Origin of the sequence: Mesorhizobium sp. YM1C-6-2 (genome assembly GCF_003666685.1) — a bacterium.
Taxonomy (GTDB): domain Bacteria; phylum Pseudomonadota; class Alphaproteobacteria; order Rhizobiales; family Rhizobiaceae; genus Mesorhizobium_K.
Map to the genome: position 1 here is coordinate 269,375 of NZ_RCIZ01000001.1, position 20,775 is coordinate 290,149.

Consider the following 20,775-nt stretch of genomic DNA (forward strand, 5'->3'; position numbering starts at 1 on the left):
CTGCAAAATCGTTCGTATGCAAATGATATCAGCGCCCCTTCGAAAGTCAAAGCACGACCTTGACGCCAGCGCTCTTACAGCCGAACTTCGCGCCGCGGACTTTCCGCTGTGGGGCAAGGAGAAACTGATGGCTTCCGAGGCATTGATCGTTGTCGACCTGCAGAATGATTTCTGCCCGGGCGGTGCGCTCGGGGTGGCGGGCGGCGACGAGATCGTGCCCATCATCAACAGGCTCGTGCACGACTTCGAGCATGTCATCCTGACCCAGGACTGGCATCCCGCGCATCATTCGAGCTTTGCGTCGAGCCATCCCGGCAAGAACCCTTTCGAGACGGTCCAGATGGCCTACGGCCCGCAGACGCTCTGGCCGGATCACTGCGTGCAGGGCACGCGCGGCGCCGAGTTCCATCCGGGCTTCGTGCACGACAAGGCCGAGCTCATCATCCGCAAGGGTTTTCGTCCGGCGATCGACAGCTACTCTGCCTTCTTCGAAAACGATCACAAGACGCAAACCGGCCTTGCCGGCTATCTGCGCGAGCGCGGCATCCGCACCGTCACCATCGCCGGCCTGGCAACCGACTACTGCGTCGCCTATTCGGCGCTGGATTCGGTGGGACGCGGCTTCACCACCAACATCAGGCTCGATGCCTGCCGCGGCATCGACCTCGGCGGATCGGTCGCCACGATGGTGTCGGAAATGAAGGCCGCGGGCGTGAAGCTGCTCGACGGCTGACCCCGGCCACCGCGACGTGAACAGATTTCCGGCGCCGGAAGAATTTTAAAGGCGTGAAATCAATCGCTTGTCCGATTTCTGCCCGCTCGCGCCGGGCCAGTTCATTCACAATCCTTTCGCCTCCCCCATACTTCGCCTCAGCAGCTTGCTTGTGGGAACGGGTGTGCACGACCTCCATCCAGGCAAGTGTGGCGCTGGATCGCGTCCCGTGTTGGTCGCACGGGCGGCTCCGGTCCCGATGCTGGCCTGCGCGCCCGCTCCTCCAGCCTATCGGAAGGGGATGGGCCGGGCACGGCAGCGGGAAAAACGCCGGCGGCGCATGGCTGCGCGTCGAATAACAAAAATAGAAGACGTCGCAGCCATGCGCCGCCTCCCACAATGGCCAGACTGCGAAAGCAGGGCGTGGCAACGACGAAACGCGCGGTTGAGAAAGAAATCGGTGAGGAAACAGTCAGCTCACGCCGACATAGCGTTTCACCAGCTCCGGCTCGTCGCGCAGCCGGTCGACTTCGACCGTTTCGCGGACGCGCCCGTTCTCGATGAAGGAGACGCGGTCGGCGACCGGCAGCACGGCGTCGACGCGCTGCTCGACCAGGATGGTCGAGACGCCGCGCGCGCGGAGCCGAGTCACCGTCTCGCGGATTTTCGCGATCATCGAGGGCATCAGCCCCTCGGTCGGCTCGTCGAGCAGAAGCACCTGCGGCTCCAGGCAGAGCGCGCGCGCCATGGCGAGCATCTGCTGCTCGCCGCCCGACAGCGTACCCGACCGCTGTTTCAGCCGCTCGCGCAGGATGGGGAACAGGTCGAGCACCGCGTCGCGAACGGCAGCGCCCTTGTTCCTCGCCATCAGGCCGATCTCGATGTTCTCCGCCACCGTCATCTCGGCGAAGAGCCGCCTGCCCTGCGGCACATAGGCGACGCCGGCCTTGGGCACCTCGTGCGGCGGCAGTTCCGTCAGTTCCACCCCGTCCAGCCGGATCGAGCCTGCGCGCGCCGGCACCAGCCCCATGATCGCCTTCAGCGCCGTCGTCTTGCCGGCGCCGTTGCGCCCGAGCAGGCAATGCACCTCGCCCTGCCGGAGCGAGAAACCGAGCCCGTAGAGGATCTGCGTATCCTCGTAGAAGCAGTCGAGACCCGTGATGACCAGCGCGTCAGCCATCGGCATCGGCCTCCTCGGGCGTGCCCAGATAGGCATGCTGCACGTCGGCATTGGCGCGGATCTGCTCCGGCGTTCCTTCGGCGAGGATCTTGCCGGCGTTCATCACCGTGATGCGGTCGGCAAGCTCCATCACGACAGGCATGTTGTGCTCGATGAGCAGCACGGTGGCGTCGCGCGCGATCTCGCGCACCAGCGAGATGAAGTTCTCGATCTCGCCGTCCGAAAGCCCTTGCGTCGGTTCGTCGAGGATGAGCAGGCGCGGCTTCAGCGCCAGGCCCATCGCGACCTCCAGCAGCCGCTGGTGCCCGTATGAGAGCGTCCCGGCAATGCTGTGTTCGCGCCCGGCGAGCCCGACACGCGACAGCGCCGACATCACGCCGGCATGCACCGCGCCGTGCCGCCTGCCGTCGGCAAGCGTGCGCTGCACCGGCAGCGCGACATTGTCATAGGCGGTGAGATGGGCGAACACGCTGGTGATCTGGAACGTATAGGCGATGCCCTGCCTCACCCGCCGGTGCGGCGGCATGTTGGTGATGTCCTGGCCGTCGAAGACGATGATGCCGGAGGTCGGCTCGACCCTGCCGCAGATCAGGCTGACGAAGGTCGTCTTGCCGGCGCCGTTCGGTCCGATGATCGCGCGGATCTCGCCAGGCACCACGGCGAAGTCGACGCCGTCCACCGCCTTCAGTCCGCCAAAATGGCGGCTGAGGCCTCTGGTCGTCAGCAGCGGCGTCATGGCAGCCACCTCGCGAAGCGGTCGCGGACCGTGCCGAGAAGACCTTTCGGGAAAAACAGGACGAGGAGGATCAGCGCCACGCCGACGATGCCGAGATAGCTGACGTTCCATCCGGGCAGGTAGGCCTTGAGCAGGTCGCTCGAGCCGTCGATGAGATAGTACATCAGCACCGTGCCGACGAGCGGCCCGAGTGTGGTCGCAGCGCCGCCGAGCAGCACCCAGAGCAATGGCAGGATCGAATATTGCACCGAGGCGAGCGTCGAGCCGACATAGCCGAACAGGATGACATAGGCTGCGCCCGCCGCCGCGCAGATGGCGCCCGAGGCGACCATCGCGGCGAGCTTGTTGGCGAAGGTGTCGTAGCCCAGCATCTTCGTCCGCTCCTCGTTCTCGCGGATGGCGACGAGTACGCGTCCGAAGGAGGAGCGGACGACGATCAGCGTGATGACGAGCACGACCGAGAAGAGGAGAAGCGCCGCCATGTAGCGCGTCGTCGGATCGGTGAGGTCGAGCCGCGTCGCGCCAAACTCGATCGCCCGCGCCTGCTGCTGGATGACCAGCCCTTCGTCGCCGCGCGTCCACGTGCCGAAATAGTAGACGAGCAGATAGGCAACCTGCGCGAACATCATCGTCACGATCATGAAGGCGACGCCTTTCGTGCGCAGCGCCAGGACGCCGATGACGAGCGACAGGAGCACGCCGGCGACGAGGCCCGCGATGAAGGCCGAGGGTACGCCCCAGTTCAAATGGTACATGGTCAGTCCCGCGCCATAGAGGCCGGCGGCGAAGAACATGGCGTGGCCGAGGCTGAGCAGGCCGGCATAGCCGAACAGCAAATTGTAGCCCATCGCGTAGACCGCGAGCACCAGCACGCGCGCCATCACGCCGTGATGATAGTCCGGCAGCACGAAGTTCAGCGCGACGAGCACCGCGATGACGCCGGCATGCAGCGTGATCGCCTTGCCGGCTCCGTCGTCATTCTTCATCGCGCAGCCGTTCCGAACAGGCCCTGCGGGCGGAAGACGAGCACCATGGCGACCGCGAGCGTGGCGATGATCTTGGCGAGCGTCGGCGAGAAGAACACCGAGATGATGCCGTCCGAAACGCCGATCAGCAGCGCCGCCACCACCGTGCCGCGCAGACTGCCGAGCCCGCCGATGATGACGACGATGAAGGAGAGGAGCAGCGGGTCGCGCCCCATCAGGTAGTGCGCCTGGCTGGTCGGCACGATGAGCACGGCGGCGACGGCCGCGAGCATCGCGCCGACGGCGAAGACGCCCGCATAGACCCGGTCGACCGGGATGCCGAAGGCCTGCGCCGTCTCGCTGTCATATTGGGTGGCGCGCATCACCATGCCGATCCTGGTGCGCGCCAGCACGAACCAGGTGGCCAGCAGAAGCAGGATCGAGGCTCCGATCACGGCCAGCTTGTAGCCGGAGTAGCCGAACCAGGGCAGCAGCACGCGGTAGCTGAACGGCGCCTCGACCGGCCGCGCCTCGGGTCCGTAGAAGCTGAGCGCGGCCTGCTGGATGATGTAGAGCAGGCCGATCGTGGCGACGATGGTGGCTTCCGGATTGTAGTTCAGGCGTTTCAGCACCAGGAGGTCGGCCACGAGCGCCAGCGCGCCGACGATCAGCGGCGCGACGACGAGCGCGGCGACGAAACCGACCGCGGGATGGCCGCCGAAAGCCGAGGCGACCGCCCAGGCGAGCACCGCGCCCAGCATGAAGAACTCGCCATGCGCCACGTTGACGACGCGCATCACGCCGAACACCAGCGACAGCCCCAGCGCCGTCAGCGCCAGCACTGCCGCGGTAACCAGGCCCTCCAGAGTGGCGAGCAGAAGATGCGGTCCGAAGGCCATTCAGTCAGTTGTGGTCGCTTGTGTGCTCTCGTGCAAACAATCCTTCACGACTGGATATCACAGCGCCTGGGTCGTGTAGTCGCCTTCGGGCTCGTAGAGTCCGTCCTCGATCGAGGTCTTGTGCACGACCTTGAGCTTGCCGTCCTCGACCTTGGAGATGTTCTGGATGCCGAAGCACTGGTGGATCTTGCCGTTGAAGGTCTTCTTGCCTTGCGGGTGCTCCGGCCCCTCGGCGAATTCGGTCAGCGCCTCGGTCGCCTCGACGAGCTTGGCGCGGTCCTCCGGACCCTTGTAGCCGGCATCCTCCATCGCCTTCTTGATGACGTAGAGCGTCTCCCAGCAGCCGAACATGTGCGCGGCGGTCGAGACGTCCTTCGGATCGTCCACGGACGCGCCGTTGTCGTCGATGCCGACCGCTGCGCGATAGGCCTTCATGGCATCGCTGTCGTCGGCCTGCGCATAGCGCGGCGCGCCTTCCCAGAAATGGCTGCCGTCCAGGAATTCGAGGCCGGGGCTGTTGATGTCCACCGCCTCCAGGCTGTCGATGAAGCCGAAGAGTTGCGGCCGGTTGGAGCCGTAGAACTCGCCGAGTTCCTTGACGAAGGTCAGCACTGCCGGCCCGACCATCACGTGATAGATGACGTCGGTGTCGGAGGGAATCTGCGGGAAGTATTTGGTGAAACTGCTTTCCGTCGGCGGAATGGCGATCTGTGCCACCACGTCCGCCCCTTGCGCCTTGAGCGCCGGCGGCAGGTAGTCGCGGTGGTCATAGCCGAAGGCGAAGTCGGGGAAGATCTGGCAGACCTTCTTGCCGGCATTGGCGGCGATCCACGGCGCCATCGCCTGGATCTGGCTCTTCACGTCGGTGATGCCGGGCTGGAAGACGTAGCGATTGAGCTTGGTCGACGCGACGTGGTGGCCTTCCGACACGACGAAGTAGGGCAGCTTGAATTCGCCGGCCACCGGGGCGGAGCCGATGACGACGTGGGAGAACAGAGTGCCGTAGGCGACGTCCACCTTGTGCTGGGTCGCGAACTTGCCGACCACTTCCGCGCCGCGGCCGGGATCGGTGCCGTCGTCCTCGACGATTATCTCGACCGGCCGTCCAGTAATGCCGCCGGCGTCGTTGATCGCCTTGATCGCGGCGTTGGTGGTCTTCTCGTACCAGCGGCCGTAGGCGGCGCCGATGCCGGTGCGGTGCGCCTGGAAGCCGATCTTGATCGGCGCCGAGGACTGGGCCTGCGCGTAGCGCACGAAGCCGGGCCCGGCGACAATCGGGCCGGCGACCAGTCCCGCGGCTGTCGCGCCGAGCCCCTTCAGCGTGCTGCGGCGGGAAATCTTCTTGCGGAAAATGGAGCTCGAATCGCGATTGTCGGTCATGCGGGGTCCCCTGGTTTCGCGTTGTCCTGAACTGTGGAAGACAGCCGTCCGTCTGCCCTTGGCGGCGGCGAGGAAATCGTGTGTCGCTGAAAACTATCCATCAATCCGGATGCTGGCAACATCGTTGCCGCAAGGGCATGTCAGGCAGCCGTCGGGGTGGAAAGCAGCCACAGTCCGAGCACCGTATAGGCGATCATCAGCACGGTCAGCGGCAACTGGCTGAGAAAAGCGGCGCGGGCCGTTCCGTGCAGACGGAAAGCCAGGCGGTGCGCGGCGAGAACCGCGATTATGTGGCCGAGGACGATCGCCGCGGCTTGCGCGTTCCAGATCGTCCAGGCCGCGTCGGAGCCGGCCGCGATCGCCGCCATCACCGGCATATGCGCTGTGCCGAACAGGTTCCAGCCGAGCGAAAAGGGATCGGACAGCGCCACCAGCGCGTACTGGCCGTTGACCAGCAGAGCTGCGAGATAGTGCGAGAAGTGATAGGCAAGCGCGATCGGCACGATCGACCACACGAAGGTGCCGGCAACTCCGGCCAGAGCATGCCGGCTCCCGACCAGCCGTTCGCCGGCGAGGACGCAGAGAAGGAAAACGGCGGCGAGCGCCGCGCATGCGGCGATCAGTCCGACCGAGTTGGTTCCGATCAACGCGGTGCGGCCGGGATATTCGAGCGGGTTGAGGCCGTTCAGGCCGAACCAGAAGAAGGTTCTCGACAGCCCGTCGAAGGAAACCGAAGCGAGAGCGAAAAGCAGGAAGAGCGTGCCGCTCAACGGCAGCGCCCGCGTGCCGGCGAGTTTCGCCCCCGGCAGGCAGAGGAACAGTTCGCCGTTTCCGTCCTTGGATCGGGTTCTCACCAAAATCCCGAACCGTGCAACCATGCCGAAGAACACAGAGAGGAATTCGCCGCGCCGGCTCCATCCTTCGAAGCCGAAGATGAGCATCATGACGAAGCTGAACGTCCAGTAGATCGTCACCGCCCAGGCGAGCCGCCCGGGATCGTCGGGCGCCGGATAGATGAGCTCGAACCATGCGAAGTCGAGGAAAAGCGCCATTGCAGGCCACATGCCGATCAGCGCAGGGAGCCGCAGAAGCGACGCTCTGCCGAGCACCGCCGACACGATCCTCCACGGGCCGTACCAGGGGTTGATCCATGCCCAGAAGTTTCCGAACAGGCCTTGGATCAACGTCAGCCCGACCCACAGGAGCGTCCAAATGGTCAGGGGCAAGGGGTTTGAGAGCGGGTCGCGACTGCCGAACAGCCCGGCGGCGACCAGCACGGCGAGGACGACGAAGGAGATCAGGCTGAGCGGAAGCCGCAGCGCCTCTCCCGAGATGCCGCCAAGCCTCAGCCTTGCAGCCCAGACCTTTTCCAGCGCCTCCGCCCAAACGAAGAACAGCACGAAAAAGCTCGCCGCCACCGCCAGCGCCCCGCCGACGATATAGTGTCCGGTCGGCAGCAGCAGCACGTGACCCCGGTCGGAGGCATGGGCAAAGGCATGGCCGGGGAGGAGAGGTGCGAGCAAGCACGACAAGGCGAAACCTTGCCGGAGCAGGCGCCCGATGTTGCCGGAGGGGAGTTTGATGGGCGGCGCGCCGCGCGAGGCTTTCGCTTCAGACGGGCCCACGCCAGACCCTCACACCTTCACGAGCTGCTCGACGCGGTCTTCCTCGCCGAAGACACGCAGATAACGCTTGATCTCCCGCAGGTCGCCGGTCGCCTTTGCGGGGTTGTCGGAAAGCTTGACCGCGGGCCGCCCGTTCGCCTCGGTCACCTTGCAGACCAGCGAGATGGCGTTCAGCCCGTCGGTCTCCTGCGGTGCGCAATCCTCGAAATCATTGGTCAGGTTGGTGCCCCAGCCGAACGACATGCGCACCTTGCCGCGGAAATGCTTGTAGGTTTCGACGATCGTGTCGACGTCCAGCCCGTCGGAGAAGATGAGCAGCTTCTTCCTGGGGTCGACGCCCTTCTCGCGCCACCACGAAATGATCTTCTCGCCGCCCTCGATCGGCGGCGCGCTGTCGGGGCGGAAGCCGGTCCAGCCGGCGACCCAGTCCGGCGCGTCGCGCAGGAACGCAGTTGTGCCGAAGGCGTCCGGCAGCACGATCAGCAGATTGCCGCCATAGTAGCGCTGCCAGTCCTGCAGAACCTTGTAGGGGGAGGCGCGCAGCTCATCCTCGTTGTCCGCGAGCGCGGCGAGCACCATCGGCAACTCATGCGCGTTGGTGCCGAGCGCCTCGAGGTCGGTGTCCATGGCGAGCTTCACATTGGAGGTGCCGGTGAAGGCTTCGCCGATGCCTTCCTTCAGCGCCTCGACGCACCAGCGCTGCCAGAGGAAGGAGTGCCGCCGCCGCGTACCGAAATCCGATATCGTGATACCCGGCAGCGCGCGCAGCCGCTCGGTCTTGTCCCACATCTTGGCCTTGGCGCGCGCATAGAGCACGTCGAGCGCGAAGGGTCCGAAATCCTTCATCGCCGTGCGCGAACGCAACTCGTTGATGATGGCGAGCGCCGGGATCTCCCACATCGTGGTGTACATCCAAGGGCCCGGGAATTCGAGTTCGTATTGCCCGTCGCGCTTCCGGAGCTCGTACTCCGGCAGCCGGAAGTCCTCCAGCCACGCCAGGAATTCGGGCTCGAATATCTGCTTGCGGCCGTAGAAAGTATTGCCGCCCAGCCAGATCATCTCCTTCTTGGTGAAACGCAGCGTACGCGCATGGTCGAGCTGCTCGCGCAGCTCCTGCTCGTCGATCTCGTCGGCGAGCCGGACGGAGGTCTTGCGGTTGATCAGCGAGAAGGTGGCGTCGACCTTGGGATACATGCCCCAGATCATCTGCAGCATCAGCAGCTTGTAGAAGTCCGTGTCGAGCAGGCTGCGCGCGATCGGATCCAGCTTCCAGGTGTGGTTGTACACACGTGTCGCGATATCGGTTCTTGTCGCCATGCGCAGTTCCTCTTCCGCCGGCGCTTCTTCCGGCAGCGAACGCCTATAGCATCGATTTTTCAGCCGCGCGCCCTTCTTGCGGCGCTGGCACGATGGAAAGGACCGCTGGCGCGACTCGTTGCTAGGGGGGGCGGAAAGGACGCGTTGCCAGGACTAGCTTCAGTCCGGAACGGCCGTCAGGATGCCTCTCAGTCCCGGCGAGGGCTCCTGATGGTTCAGGCTGTTCATCCTGTAGATTTGCGGCCGTTTACGCATTTTCTTGTGCCAGTCCCGGCCATCCCAATCGTCCCAGCGATCGCGATTCCAGCGGCGGTTGCTGTCATGGACACGGAGGCTGCCATCCGCGTCGTAGGCGAATTTCGGCGTCGCCTTCGGCCGGTAGAGGTTGGCGCGGCTGTCGCGGTCGCGTGCTTCCCGCCCCTCGCGATGATGGTGCCGCTTCTTCCAGGCGCCGCCGTCGCGGTGAAACCTGTCGCGTCGGACTACCTTTGCGTCGACCTGTGCCCGCACGACATCCGACAGGACGCTCGCCGGTGCCGGCACGAAACCGGGCGCTGCTTGCGTCGAAGCGACGCCGGCAACCGCGAGACCCGCCGCCAGAGTGATGGCCGACAAGTTGAAGAAAGGATTCGCCATGGTCCCGCTCCCGCAAGGTCGGCTGCAAACATAGAGCGGACCGCGTCCCGAAGCCATATGGCGGCCAATGTTAGGGTTACCGCGTGGCTCGGGCGGGGGCGGAAGGGTCAGCCCTGGCGGGTGAGCCCCAGCCGGTCGCGGCGCAGCCAGCGGACTAGCAGCAGCACTGCGACGACGGCCAGTCCCGCCGACAGGCCCATCCAGATGCCGCGGCCTTCGAGCCCGACGGGAAAGGCGAGCAGCGCGCCAAGCGGCAGGCCGACGCCCCAGTAGCCGATCAGCGCATAGATCATCGGCACGGTGGTGTCGCGCAGGCCGCGCAGCATGCCGCCGCCCACGGCCTGAGCGCCGTCGACGATCTGGAACAGGCCGGCGAAGGCGAGGAAGATGGCCGCGAGCCGCACCACTTCGGCATTCTCGGGCGCGTCGAGGTCGAGGAAGGCGGCGATCAACATCTGCGGGAACAGGATCATTACGGAAGCCGTCACCGCCATGAAGCCGACACCCATCGCATAGGCAGTCCAGCCCGCACGCGTCACCGCCTCGTGGTCACCGGCGCCATGCGCGCGGCCGACCCGCACGGTCACCGCCTGGCCGAGGCCCAGCGGCACCATGAAGGCCAGCGAGGCGACCTGGATTGCGATCGCATAGGCGGCGATCGAAGCCGCGCTGATCAGCCCCATCAGGAAGGATGAGGCATTGAAGATCGAGACTTCGAAAAGCAGCAGCGCGGCGATAGGCAAGCCAAGCTTCAGGAACGCCTTCAGGCGCGGCCAGTCAGCCCGCCAGAAGCGGCCGAACAGTCGGTAGCGCCGGAAGCGGCGCTCGAAGCTCACCACCCAGGCCATGCCCGCGAACATCAGCGCCGAGGACAGCGCCGTCGCTATGCCGGACCCCGGCAGGCCGAGCGCCGGGAAGCCCAGATTCCCGAACATGAGGCACCAGTTGGCGAGCACGTTGAAGGCGACCGCCGCGAACACGATGACCAGCGCCCAGCGCGGCCGCTCCAGCGCCGAGATGAAGGAGCGCAGCACCAGGTAGCCGTAGAATGGCAGATTCGCCCACATCAGCGTGTGCACATAGGAGCCGGCCATGGCGGCCAGCCGCGGCTCCTGCCCCATGGCCTTCAGGATCGTCTCGGCCTGCCACAGGAAGAACCAGATCGGGATCGACACCATGATGGAGAGCCACAGGCCCTGCCGCACGGTGCGGCGCACGTCACGCACCGAATGGCGCTTGCGGCCGAGTTCGATGGCGATCATCGGCGAGGCCGCCGTCATCAGGCCGAGCCCGAAGATCATCGGCATGAAATAGAGGTTGGCGCCGAGCGAACCGGCGGCAAGCGCGTCGGGCCCGAGCCGTCCCATCATCAGGACGTCGGTCGCCGTCATCGCCGTCTGGCCGAGATTCGTCAGGATCATCGGCCAGGAAAGCTGCAGCATGGCGCGCATTTCCTCGCGCCACGGATTTCCCGGGGCTCGCACCCCGGCGTCGATCGAAGACATGGCCTTGCCTGTCGGTTGGGTGTCGGCGACTTCAGTCGATCGTCGCGCCGAGTTCCTTCATCAGCCCCATGAATTCCGGGAAGCTGGTCGCGATCATATTGGCGTCGTCGATGGTGACCGGCTTTTCGGTCGCGAGTCCGAGCACCAGGAAGCTCATGGCGATGCGGTGGTCGAGATGCGTCGCCACGGTGCCGCCGCCCAGCCCCTTGCCGCCGGGCCGGCCACGCACGGAGAGCGTGGTCTCGCCCTCGGTGCAGTCGACGCCATTGGCCTCGAGCCCGCGCGCGACGGCGGCCAGCCGGTCGCTCTCCTTGACGCGCAGCTCCTCGAGGCCCTGCATCAGCGTCTCGCCTTCGGCGAAGGCGGCGGCGGCCGCGAGCACCGGATACTCGTCGATCATCGACGGCGCGCGGGCGGCCGGCACGACGACGCCCCTGAGTTCGGACGAGCGCACGCGCAGGTCGGCGACATCTTCGCCGCCGGCGTCTCGCGGGTTCAGGATCTCGATATTGCCGCCCATCTCCTGCAGGGTGAGCAGAAGGCCCGTGCGGGTCGGGTTCATCAGCACGTTCTCGATCGTTATGTCGGAATCCGGCACGATGAGCGCGGCGACCAGCGGGAAGCCGGCCGAGGACGGATCGCCGGGTACGGCGATGGTCTGGCCGGTGAGCTTGCCCTGGCCCTCGATGAAGATGTGGCGCACGCCTTGCTCGTCCGTCTCGACGTCGAGGTTCGCGCCAAAGCCCTGCAGCATCTTCTCGGTGTGGTCGCGCGTCATCGTCGGCTCGATGACGGTGGTGACGCCGGGCGTGTTCAGGCCCGCCAGCAGCACCGCCGACTTCACCTGGGCCGACGCCATCGGCACGCGATAGGTTATGGGCGCGGCATGCTTCGGTCCGCGCAGCGTGATCGGCATGCGGTCGCCGGGCGCTGCCTTCACCACCTGCACGCCCATCTGGCGCAGCGGCTCCAGCACGCGGCCCATCGGCCGGCCGGACAGCGAGGCGTCGCCGATGAAGGTGGTTTCCATGTCGTAGGTGCCGACCAGGCCCATGGTCAGGCGCGAGCCGGTGCCGGCATTGCCGAAGTCAAGCGGCGCCTGCGGTTCGAGCAGGCAGCCATTGCCGACGCCGTTGATGATCCACTCGTTGCCGTTTTTCTCGATGCGCGCGCCCATCGCCTTCATCGCCTCGCCGGTGCGCATCACGTCCTCGCCCTCGAGCAGGCCGGTGATGCGGGTCTCGCCGGAGGCGAGGCCGCCGAACATGAAGGAGCGGTGCGAAATCGACTTGTCGCCGGGCACGCGCGCCTTGCCCCTCAAGGCCTCCGATTGCCGGGCAACTGCCGGGCGCGGTTCTGCGTTGTGTGTCATGACGGTTCCTCGGGCAGGCGCCCGCGGCCGGGCAGGCTGAATTTCGCCGGTCTCCTATCATGGCTTCGGGCGACGGTCATCCCCTCCGAAACCGCCCTACAGGGCTGTCCGGCCTGATTGAAAAAGGCCTCGTTTTAGCTTTGACAGGGCACACGATCTGTGGCTATGGGGACCCGAAATCACGGACGAGGATTGGCAGTGGCGAAATCCGAACTTGGCACCAAACGCATAGACCCCGAGACGGGTCGCAAATTCTACGACCTCAACAAGGACCCGGTCGTTTCTCCCTACACGGGCAAGAGCTACCCGCGGACCTACTTCGAATCCGGCAACGAGAAGCCGGTAGAGGAAGAAGAGGTAGAGGAGAAGGAACTCGACGCCGAGGACGATGCTCCCGAGGTGATCTCGCTCGAGGACGCGGACGACGAGGCGAAGAGTGGCGACGACATCCCTGACATGGACGATGACGAGGATGTCGATCTTGGCGACGATGAGGACGACACCTTCCTCGAGGACGAGGAAGAGGAAGACGACGACGTCACCGACATCATCGGCGTCGGCGAGGACGAGGACGACGCCTGACGTTTTCGCGCGCCCGCAGGCCGGGCGCTGGCAGGATTCAAGGGCTTCGGCGGGCCATTCGAAATAAGCGCGCCGGAAGGCTTGATCTTGCAGTGAGGCGGCGCTAGAAGCCGCCTCCTGATCTCTTCGCCGGAAACGGCGCCGGCCGCAGGCCGGGTGTGGGGCCATAGCTCAGTTGGGAGAGCGCTTGAATGGCATTCAAGAGGTCGTCGGTTCGATTCCGATTGGCTCCACCAAATTCTCTTTAGAGTTCCGCAACCATTAGCCCGCCTCTGGAAGGCGTCGCATTTTCCGCGGCTCGCGAAGATTAGCTAGCCACCTGGTATTGGGCGATCTGGAGCTTCCGCAGAGACCCTTATTTTAACGTTCGGTCTCTACTGGTCGAGTTCTATAATCCGATGTTTGGATCAATGCGGGCCCTACGCGGCAGGTAGCCTATTCAATCGGCAACCCGCATCCGACTTGCCAGCCTTACGCATTCCCGACAGGCTCCCCGCCATTCCTTCCATCCACCGTTCGATGTCTGCGTTTGCGACGCACGATTGACATCGGTGCGAAGGTCGGCCTAGGTTGCTATTCACAAATGTGAGAATTTTGCACATTTGCTGTCATCAACGAGCCGATGGGAGGAATACCATGCTCGACCGCCGTACCATTCTGACACGCATTGCATTCGCCGTTTCCACTCTTTCGCTTGCCGCCGGTCTCGGTCTTTCGACCGCGCAGGCCGAGGGCCTCAAGATCGGCTTCAGCCAGGTGACGCTCCAGTCGCCCTTCTATGTCCAGCTCCGCAACGGCGCCGAGGCGGCCGCCAAGGCCGGCGGCGACACGCTGATCTTCCTCGACGCCAATGGCGACGTCTCCAAGCAGAACAACGACATCCAGGATCTGATCACCCAGGGCGTGAACGCGCTGATCATCAATCCGGTCAATCCGGACGCAGTCGTGCCCTCGCTCGAGGCCGCCAAGGCCGCCGGCATACCGGTCATCACCGTCGACCGTTCGATCAACGGCGAAGGCGTGACCGCGCATATCGGCCGTGACAACAAGGCGATGGGCAAGCTGGTCGGCGAAGCCGTGGTGAAGAAGCTCGCGGATGCCGGCGTCCAGGGCGCCAAGATCATCGAGATCCAGGGCGATGCCGGCGGCGCCGTCATGATGGACCGCCGCGACGGCTTCCACGCAGCCATCGAAGGCTCCGGCCACACGATCGTCGAAGGCCCTTACGCCGAATACATCCGTTCGAATGCGGTGACTGCGATGCAGGATCTGCTGCAGGCCAATACGGACGTCAAGGTCGTCTACGCGCACAATGACGACATGGCGCTCGGCGCGCTGCAGGTGCTGACCGAGAACAACCGCAGCGACGTGCTCGTCTCGGGCGTCGACGGCCTGTCGGAAGCGCTGCAGCTCATGGAAAGCGGCGGCAACTACGTCGCCACGGCGCTGAACGATCCGCAATATCTCGGCGACGTGACCATCCAGGTCGCGCGCGAAGCCGCTGCCGGCCGCGAGGTTCCCGACTTCGTCGACGCCGGCACGAAGCTCGTCACGCCCGAGAATGTCAGCGAATTCCCGCATGATGGGCTGTTCGCGGAGTACCGGCCGAAAGTGATCGGCCAGTAAGAGGCTCGGGAACGAGCATCCTCCCAGCTTCGCGGGGCCTGTTTCATTGGCCTCGCGAAGCAAGGGTCAGCGCCGCGGTCGCTGCCGCGGCTGAATGAAACCAGACCATCCAGCGGAACATTCCCATCATGCGCGCAGCAGTCCTCCACACGCCCGGCGACATCCGTATCGAGACAGTGCCGGAGCCGGTCGTTTCCGACGGCCACGTCATCGTCAGGGTGGCGTCGGTCGGCGTCTGCGGCTCGGATCTGCCGCGCATGCTCGTCAAGGGCGCGCACAAGATGCCGCTGATCTGCGGCCATGAATTTTCCGGCCATATCACCGAGATCGGCGAAGGCGTGAACGGCTTCGCCAAGGGCGAACTCGTGGCGGTCGCCCCCATGCTGCCCTGCTTCGAATGCGACCAGTGCCTGCAGGGGCAATTCTCGCGCTGCCGCAACTACGATTATTTCGGCTCGCGCCGGGACGGCGCCTATGCCGAGTTCGTCGCCGTTCCGGTGAGCAATCTCATCAAGACGCCCGATGGGATCGACCCGCGCGCGGCCGCCATGACCGACCCCGCCTCGATCGCGCTGCACGCGATCTGGAAAGCGGGCGGCGTGCGGATGGGCCAGCGCGGCGGCGTCATCGGCTGCGGGCCGATCGGCCTCTTCGCCATACAGTGGATGAAGCTGATGGGGGCGAGCGAGGTCGTCGCCATCGACGTTTCCGAGGAGAAGCTGGAACTCGCCCGCCAGGCCGGCGCGACGCACACCTTCCTTGCCGGCGCCGAGCCCGGGAAGGAGCTGCTCTGCGACATCATCATCGAAGCTGCCGGCCATCCCTCGTCGATCAACCAGGCGGCGCGGCTCGCCGCGCCGAGCGGCCACGTTGCTTTCATCGGCATCCCCGTCGGGGACGTCACGCTGGACAACAAGACCTTCCAGCATTTCCTGCGCCAGGAAGTTTCGCTGCATGGATCCTGGAATTCGTTCGGCGCGCCTTTCCCCGGCCCGCAATGGACGGTTTCGCTGGAAAAGCTGGGTTCAGGCGAGCTGAAGTGGGAATTCATGATCACCCACGACCTTGATCTTTCCGAACTCCCTGCAATGTTCGCACGCTTCAGGGACGACCGGAGCCTGTTCTTCTCCAAAGTTCTGTTCCGACCCTGACGCTGGGAAGCATCGGGAGCCGACCATATATGACGAAGGTTTTGAGCATCGATCTCGGCACCGGGGGGGCGCGAGCAGGCGTCTACGATGTCGAGCGCAGGAAGATGTTCCCGCTGCGCGAGGCGGCGTACGAGACGCGCTATCCGAAGCCGGGCTGGGCCGAGCAGGACGCCGAGCAGTGGTGGAGCGCGCTGCTCAGCGCCGGCGCCCAGGCGGTGGCGGTAGCCGGAACCGGCGAAATCGCCGCTGTCTGCGTAGCGACCACTGCGTCCTCCGTCGTGGTCTGCGACCGGGACGGCGCGCCGCTGCGTCCCGCGCTCCTCTGGATGGACGCCCGCGCCACGAAGGAAGCGCGCGACACGGCGCGCATCGACCATCCGGTGATGGCCTATAGCGGAGGCGAGGACGCCTCCGAATGGCTGGTGCCGAAGGCGATGTGGCTCGCCGCCAACGAGCGGCCGCTCTACGATCGCGCGGCGGTCATCTGCGAGGCGCTCGATTTCGTCAACCATCGCCTCACCGGCGAATGGGCGGCATCGCGCATGAACGCGGCGTGCAAGTGGAATTACGATTCGCTCAACGCCAGCTTCGTCCCCGAAATCTACGCGGCGCTGGGCGTGCCCGACCTCGCCGAGAAACTTCCGCGCCGTGTCATCCCCGTGGGCGGCACGGTAGCCCCGCTCCGCGCCGACGTGGCGGCCAAGCTCGGGATCACTTCGCCGGCGATCGTCGCGCAGGGCGGCATCGACGCCCATATCGGCATTCTCGGCGCCGGTACCGTTGCGCCGCAGGGCATGCTCCTGATCGGCGGCACCTCCAACGTCCACCTCACGCACCTGCCGCGACAGGATGACGTTTCCGGTTTCTGGGGCCCTTACCCCAATGCGCTGGTCGACGGCCTGTGGCTGGTCGAGGCCGGCCAGGTGTCGGCAGGCTCGATCCTCAACTGGCTGAGCCGCACGCTCTTCGGCCTCGACGAAACCGGCCAGGCCGCGCTCATCGCCGAGTCGGCCAGCCGTGTCGCAGGCGGTTCCGGACTGCTGACGCTCGACTACTGGATGGGCAATCGCACGCCCTATCGCGACGCGAATCTGCGCGGCGCGATCCTCGGCCTCTCGCTTGGCCACGGCCGCGCGGACATCTACGCCTCGGCCGTGGATTCGATCGCGCTCGGGTCGGCAAACGTCGTCGAGGTGCTGAAGGAACGCGGCGTCTCGATCGAGCGGCTCGTGGTGGCCGGCGGCATCTGCAAGAACCCGCTCTGGCTGCAATCGACGGTCGATGCGCTTGGGCTGGCCGTGCAGGTCGCGCGCGAGGACAATCTCTCGCTCGTCGGCACGGCGGTCTGTTCCGCCAGCGCACTCGGCCTGTTCCCGGATCTCCAGGCCGCGTCCGACGCCCTTGCCGTCTCGACCCAGACGCTGGAGCCGGACATGGCCCGCGCACAATGGTATCGTGACGCCATGTCGAGCTATCGCGAAACCACAGAGGTTCTCACTCCGCTGTTCCACGCATTGTCGGCCCGCCAGATGACGGGAGCGAACCGATGAGTGAAACAAGCCAGACGCAGACCGTCCGGCTGCCGTTCGACGAGCAGCGCGAGCACCTGATGGTGCGCGTCGCCAAGCTTTTCTACGATCTCGAGCGCACGCAGAGCGAAATCGCCGCCGAGCTCGGCCTGACGCGCTGGCAGGTGAAGCGCCTGCTCACCGAGGCGCGCGAGCTTGGCGTGGTGCGCATCGAGATCACGCCGCGCACACGCCGGCGCACCGATCTGGAAGTCATGCTGCAGCAGGCCTATGGCCTGCACGACGCCGTCGTGGTGCCGCATGGCGAGGCAGTGGACAATGCACTGCTCATCGAGTCAGTGGCGCTGGCCGCCGCCAACTACCTCGTCGGGCTCAATCCCAAGCCTGAACTGCTCGGCGTCTCTTGGGGGCGCACCATGTCGGCGGTGGCGCGCCGGCTGCCGGCAAACTGGAGTCCTGACCTGCACGTCGTGCTCCTGAACGGCGCGATCAACCTTCGCTCGACCGCAACGCAGACCAGCGCGGTCGCCGAGGAGATCGCGAAGTCCGCCAACGGCGTGGCGACCCTGCTGCCGGTTCCGGCAATCGTCGGCAAGAGCTCCACGCGCCGCGCGCTGGAGGAAGACCCCATCGTCGAGCGCGTGCTCGACCTCGCCGAGCAGGCCGAGGTCGTCTGCTTCTCGCTCGGTCCGATGAGCAACGAGTCGGTGCTGTTCGGCTCCGGCTATCTGGAGGAGAGCGACCTCGACCGGCTGAAGGCGGCGGGCGCCGTCGGCGACCTGCTCGGCCGCTTCATCGACGCGCGAGGCGAGATCGCCGACGCAGTCCTGAACGACCGCACGATCGGCCTGCGCATCGACCGCCTGCGGACCAAGCGACGCTCGATCGGCGTCGTCGCCGGCGCCGACAAGACGCATATCGCGCTCGCCGCACTGAAGGGCGGCTACGTCTCGGTGATCATCACCGACGAGACGATCGCCCGCTTTGTACTGGAGAACGCGGATGGAAGGTGAGATCCTCGCGGTCAGGAATCTGTCGAAACGCTTTCCGCCGAACATCGTGGCGCTGGAGGCGGCGAGCCTCAGCGTGCGCCGCGGTGAAGTCCATTGTCTGCTGGGCGCCAACGGTGCCGGCAAGTCCACCTTGCTGAAGATCATCGCGGGCGCCTACCGGCAGACCGACGGTGCGCTTCTTCTGGACGGGCGCGAGGTGCATCCGCGCTCCCCGGCCGAGGCCGCGCGGCTCGGCATCTCGATGATCTATCAGGAGCTGGACCTCGTGCCCCAGCTCACCGTGGAGCAGAACCTCTTCCTCGGCCACGCGCCGGCCCGGATGGGATTCATCGACCGTCGTACGCGGCGAAAGCGCGCGCAGCAGGCGCTGTCGCGCGTCGGCGCAACCTTCCCGCTCGACGCGCGCGTCGAGACGCTGTCGGTCGCCAACCAGCAGCTTACGGCCATCGCGCGCTCGCTGACCATGGACGCCAAGATCATCATCATGGACGAGCCTTCGGCCTCGCTGAACGAGACCGAGCTCGGAGCCGTGTTCGAGGTGATCCGCGAGCTCGTGAGGCAGGGCGTGGCAATTCTCTACGTCAGCCACCGTCTCGGCGAATTGCGCGAGATCGGCGACCGCGTCACCGTGTTGCGCAGCGGGCGCACGATCGACACATTCGAGGTCAAGTCCACCCCGGACAGCGTTCTGGTCGAGGCGATCATCGGCAAGGAGCGCTCGCTGGTCGAGCGCGCCGCGCGCCCGCCGGTCACCGGCGAGACGGCGCTCCGGGTCAACCGGCTGAGCGGGGCGCACGGGCTGGAGATCAGCGGGCTCGAAGTGCGCTGGGGCGAAGTCGTCGGGCTGGCCGGCCTCAACGGATCGGGCCGCACCTCGTTCCTCAAGGCGCTGTTCGGCGCACACGCCTTCCAGGGCGACATTGTGCTCGACGGCAAGCCTTTCCACCCCCGCAGCCCCGCAGCCGCGATCCGCAGGGGCGTAGGCCTGGTGCCGGAAAGCCGCAAGACCGAGGGGCTGATCCTGCACGCGCCGATCTACAGCAACGCCACCTTGCCCTCGCTGCGCGGTAACTGGCTGGCGCGGCACGGCCTCCAGAAGCAGAAAGCGACACCGGTCCTCAACAGCCTGTCGACGAAATACGGCAGGCCCGAGCAGGCGGTCGTCCAGCTCTCGGGCGGCAACCAGCAGAAGGTGGTGCTGTCCAAGTGGATCATCAACGGCGCGCGCGTGCTGCTGCTCGACGAGCCCAGCCGCGGCCTCGACATCGGCGCCAAGGCGGACCTCTACAATCTCGTCGACAAGCTCGCCGACGAGGGTGCGGCCGTCATCGTCGCCAGCAGCGAGCTCGACGAGATCTACGCCGCCTGCGACGTGATCTGGGTTTTCCACGAGGGGCGCAACATCGGCAAGTTCAATCCATCGACGACGGATCGCGATACGATCCTGAAGGCGACAATCCTGGGTGAAGATCATGTCCAGCACTGAAACGGCCAGGATGTCGGCCAGCGCGCCGCAGCCCGGTCTCGGGCGCAAGCTCGTCGACATCGCCATCGAGTACAATTTCGTCCTGATCTTCCTGGTGGTGGTCGCCATCGCCGCGTCGCTGTCCGACAGTTTCCTGACTTTCGGCAACGTCGCCAACCTGTTCCAGCAGGCGGCGGTCGTCGGCGTCGTGGCCGTCGGCATGACCTTCGTCATCCTTACCGGCAACATCGACCTGTCGGTAGGCTCGGTGGTGGCGCTGTGCGGCATGCTGGTCGCCGTGCTGCTGTCGGCCGGCTATCCGCCGTTCGTCGCCGTGGCGCTTACCGCGCTTGTCGGCCTTTCTTGCGGCGCCGCCATGGGCGCCATCTCGGCGCTGGCGCAGGTGCCGAGCTTCATCGTCACGCTTGCCGGCCTCGTCTCCTTCCGCGGCATCACCTACCTGCTGACGGACGGCGTCCCGGTCAGCGGCCTGCCGCAGGGCTTTGCCGCGATCAGCTCCACGATGGTGCCGATCCTGCCGGGCTTTGCGCTGACTTCGATGGCGCTGATCTTCATCGTGCTCTGCATCGTCGCCGGCATCGTGCTGCGCTTCACCGTGTTCGGCGAATATGTCTATGCGACCGGCGGCAATCCGGAGGCGGCGCGGCTATCCGGCCTGCCTACGCGGCTGATCGTCACCAGCGTCTTCGCGATCTCCGGCCTGATGGCGGCGCTGGGAGGCATTCTGCTCACGTCGCGCCTGCGCATCGGCCAGCCGACCGCCGCCCAGGGCCTCGAACTCGACGCGATCGCGGCGGTGGTGCTCGGCGGCACCAGCCTCTTCGGCGGACGCGGCAGCGTGCTCGGCACCTTCTTCGCCGTCATGCTGCTGCAGGTGCTGCGCAACATCTTCAACCTTCTCGGGCTGGGTTCCTTCTACCAGATGACGATCACCGGCCTGATCATCATCGCGGCCATCCTGCTCAATCGGTTCATCGATCACCGGAAGGGGAGAGGGTAGGGCTGTAATCGCAGGCTGGATCGGGCTGCGGTAATTCCGTCGCGTCCAAAACGTGTCTGTC

Annotated in this window: 18 protein-coding genes and 1 tRNA gene; 9 read left to right on the plus strand and 10 right to left on the minus strand. The window is 65.8% G+C overall.

Annotated features, from left to right (window positions below; translation table 11 throughout):
* Nucleotides 1-127: 127 nt before the first annotated feature.
* Complete coding sequence (gene pncA, locus D8676_RS01315) at nucleotides 128-733, plus strand: bifunctional nicotinamidase/pyrazinamidase (protein ID WP_121579032.1); 606 nt, start codon at nucleotides 128-130, stop codon at nucleotides 731-733.
* Nucleotides 734-1,184: 451 nt separating this feature from the next.
* On the opposite strand, the gene D8676_RS01320 is transcribed toward pncA, so the two are convergent.
* The 10 genes from D8676_RS01320 to aroA form a co-directional block, all read right to left on the minus strand.
* Nucleotides 1,185-1,892, minus strand: coding sequence for an ABC transporter ATP-binding protein (locus tag D8676_RS01320; protein ID WP_183096918.1), 708 nt, complete (start codon nucleotides 1,890-1,892; stop codon nucleotides 1,185-1,187).
* A complete protein-coding gene (locus D8676_RS01325) occupies nucleotides 1,885-2,628 on the minus strand; it encodes an ABC transporter ATP-binding protein (protein WP_121579034.1) in 744 nt (247 codons plus the stop codon). Before D8676_RS01325 ends, D8676_RS01320 begins: the two co-directional genes overlap by 8 nt.
* Nucleotides 2,625-3,614, minus strand: a complete 990-nt coding sequence (locus D8676_RS01330; RefSeq protein WP_121579035.1) for a branched-chain amino acid ABC transporter permease — start codon at nucleotides 3,612-3,614, stop codon at nucleotides 2,625-2,627. Before D8676_RS01330 ends, D8676_RS01325 begins: the two co-directional genes overlap by 4 nt.
* A complete protein-coding gene (locus D8676_RS01335; RefSeq protein WP_121579036.1) occupies nucleotides 3,611-4,492 on the minus strand; it encodes a branched-chain amino acid ABC transporter permease in 882 nt (293 codons plus the stop codon). The genes D8676_RS01330 and D8676_RS01335 overlap by 4 nt, the downstream gene beginning before the upstream one ends.
* A 57-nt stretch (nucleotides 4,493-4,549) precedes the next feature.
* Nucleotides 4,550-5,872, minus strand: coding sequence for an ABC transporter substrate-binding protein (locus tag D8676_RS01340; RefSeq protein WP_121579037.1), 1,323 nt, complete (start codon nucleotides 5,870-5,872; stop codon nucleotides 4,550-4,552).
* Nucleotides 5,873-6,012: 140 nt separating this feature from the next.
* Nucleotides 6,013-7,395: a hypothetical protein gene (locus tag D8676_RS01345; protein ID WP_245426511.1), complete on the minus strand. Its 1,383-nt coding sequence runs from the start codon at nucleotides 7,393-7,395 to the stop codon at nucleotides 6,013-6,015.
* Nucleotides 7,396-7,506: 111 nt separating this feature from the next.
* Entirely contained in the window at nucleotides 7,507-8,814 is a 1,308-nt protein-coding gene (gene pncB, locus D8676_RS01350; RefSeq protein ID WP_121579038.1) for a nicotinate phosphoribosyltransferase, read from the minus strand.
* Nucleotides 8,815-8,973: 159 nt separating this feature from the next.
* On the minus strand, nucleotides 8,974-9,450 hold the full coding sequence (locus D8676_RS01355; RefSeq protein WP_121579039.1) for a hypothetical protein: 477 nt from the start codon (nucleotides 9,448-9,450) through the stop codon (nucleotides 8,974-8,976).
* A gap of 107 nt (nucleotides 9,451-9,557) precedes the next feature.
* Nucleotides 9,558-10,955 (minus strand): MATE family efflux transporter, encoded by a 1,398-nt coding sequence (locus tag D8676_RS01360; protein ID WP_121579040.1) that lies wholly within the window; start codon nucleotides 10,953-10,955, stop codon nucleotides 9,558-9,560.
* 31 nt (nucleotides 10,956-10,986) lie between these two features.
* Nucleotides 10,987-12,327, minus strand: a complete 1,341-nt coding sequence (gene aroA / locus D8676_RS01365) for a 3-phosphoshikimate 1-carboxyvinyltransferase (protein WP_121579041.1) — start codon at nucleotides 12,325-12,327, stop codon at nucleotides 10,987-10,989.
* A 198-nt stretch (nucleotides 12,328-12,525) separates the two neighbouring features.
* Here aroA and D8676_RS01370 point away from each other — a divergent pair, with 198 nt between their 5' ends.
* The 8 genes from D8676_RS01370 (at nucleotide 12,526) to D8676_RS01405 (ending at nucleotide 20,714) form a co-directional block, all read left to right on the plus strand.
* Complete coding sequence (locus D8676_RS01370; protein ID WP_121579042.1) at nucleotides 12,526-12,909, plus strand: TIGR02300 family protein; 384 nt, start codon at nucleotides 12,526-12,528, stop codon at nucleotides 12,907-12,909.
* 160 nt (nucleotides 12,910-13,069) lie between these two features.
* A tRNA-Ala gene (locus tag D8676_RS01375) sits at nucleotides 13,070-13,145 on the plus strand.
* 400 nt (nucleotides 13,146-13,545) lie between these two features.
* The gene (locus tag D8676_RS01380) at nucleotides 13,546-14,535 is read left to right on the plus strand and encodes a substrate-binding domain-containing protein (RefSeq protein WP_121579043.1); all 990 of its coding nucleotides are present in this window, start codon (nucleotides 13,546-13,548) and stop codon (nucleotides 14,533-14,535) included.
* Nucleotides 14,536-14,663: 128 nt separating this feature from the next.
* Complete coding sequence (locus tag D8676_RS01385; RefSeq protein ID WP_121579044.1) at nucleotides 14,664-15,686, plus strand: galactitol-1-phosphate 5-dehydrogenase; 1,023 nt, start codon at nucleotides 14,664-14,666, stop codon at nucleotides 15,684-15,686.
* Nucleotides 15,687-15,715: 29 nt separating this feature from the next.
* Entirely contained in the window at nucleotides 15,716-17,236 is a 1,521-nt protein-coding gene (locus D8676_RS01390) for an FGGY-family carbohydrate kinase (protein ID WP_121579045.1), read from the plus strand.
* Nucleotides 17,233-18,228 carry a sugar-binding transcriptional regulator gene (locus D8676_RS01395; RefSeq protein ID WP_121579046.1) on the plus strand — a complete coding sequence of 332 codons (996 nt, stop codon included), beginning with the start codon at nucleotides 17,233-17,235 and terminating at the stop codon, nucleotides 18,226-18,228. The genes D8676_RS01390 and D8676_RS01395 overlap by 4 nt, the downstream gene beginning before the upstream one ends.
* Nucleotides 18,218-19,714, plus strand: a complete 1,497-nt coding sequence (locus D8676_RS01400) for a sugar ABC transporter ATP-binding protein (protein ID WP_121579047.1) — start codon at nucleotides 18,218-18,220, stop codon at nucleotides 19,712-19,714. The genes D8676_RS01395 and D8676_RS01400 overlap by 11 nt, the downstream gene beginning before the upstream one ends.
* Nucleotides 19,701-20,714, plus strand: a complete 1,014-nt coding sequence (locus tag D8676_RS01405) for an ABC transporter permease (protein ID WP_121579048.1) — start codon at nucleotides 19,701-19,703, stop codon at nucleotides 20,712-20,714. Before D8676_RS01400 ends, D8676_RS01405 begins: the two co-directional genes overlap by 14 nt.
* Nucleotides 20,715-20,775 lie beyond the last annotated feature (61 nt).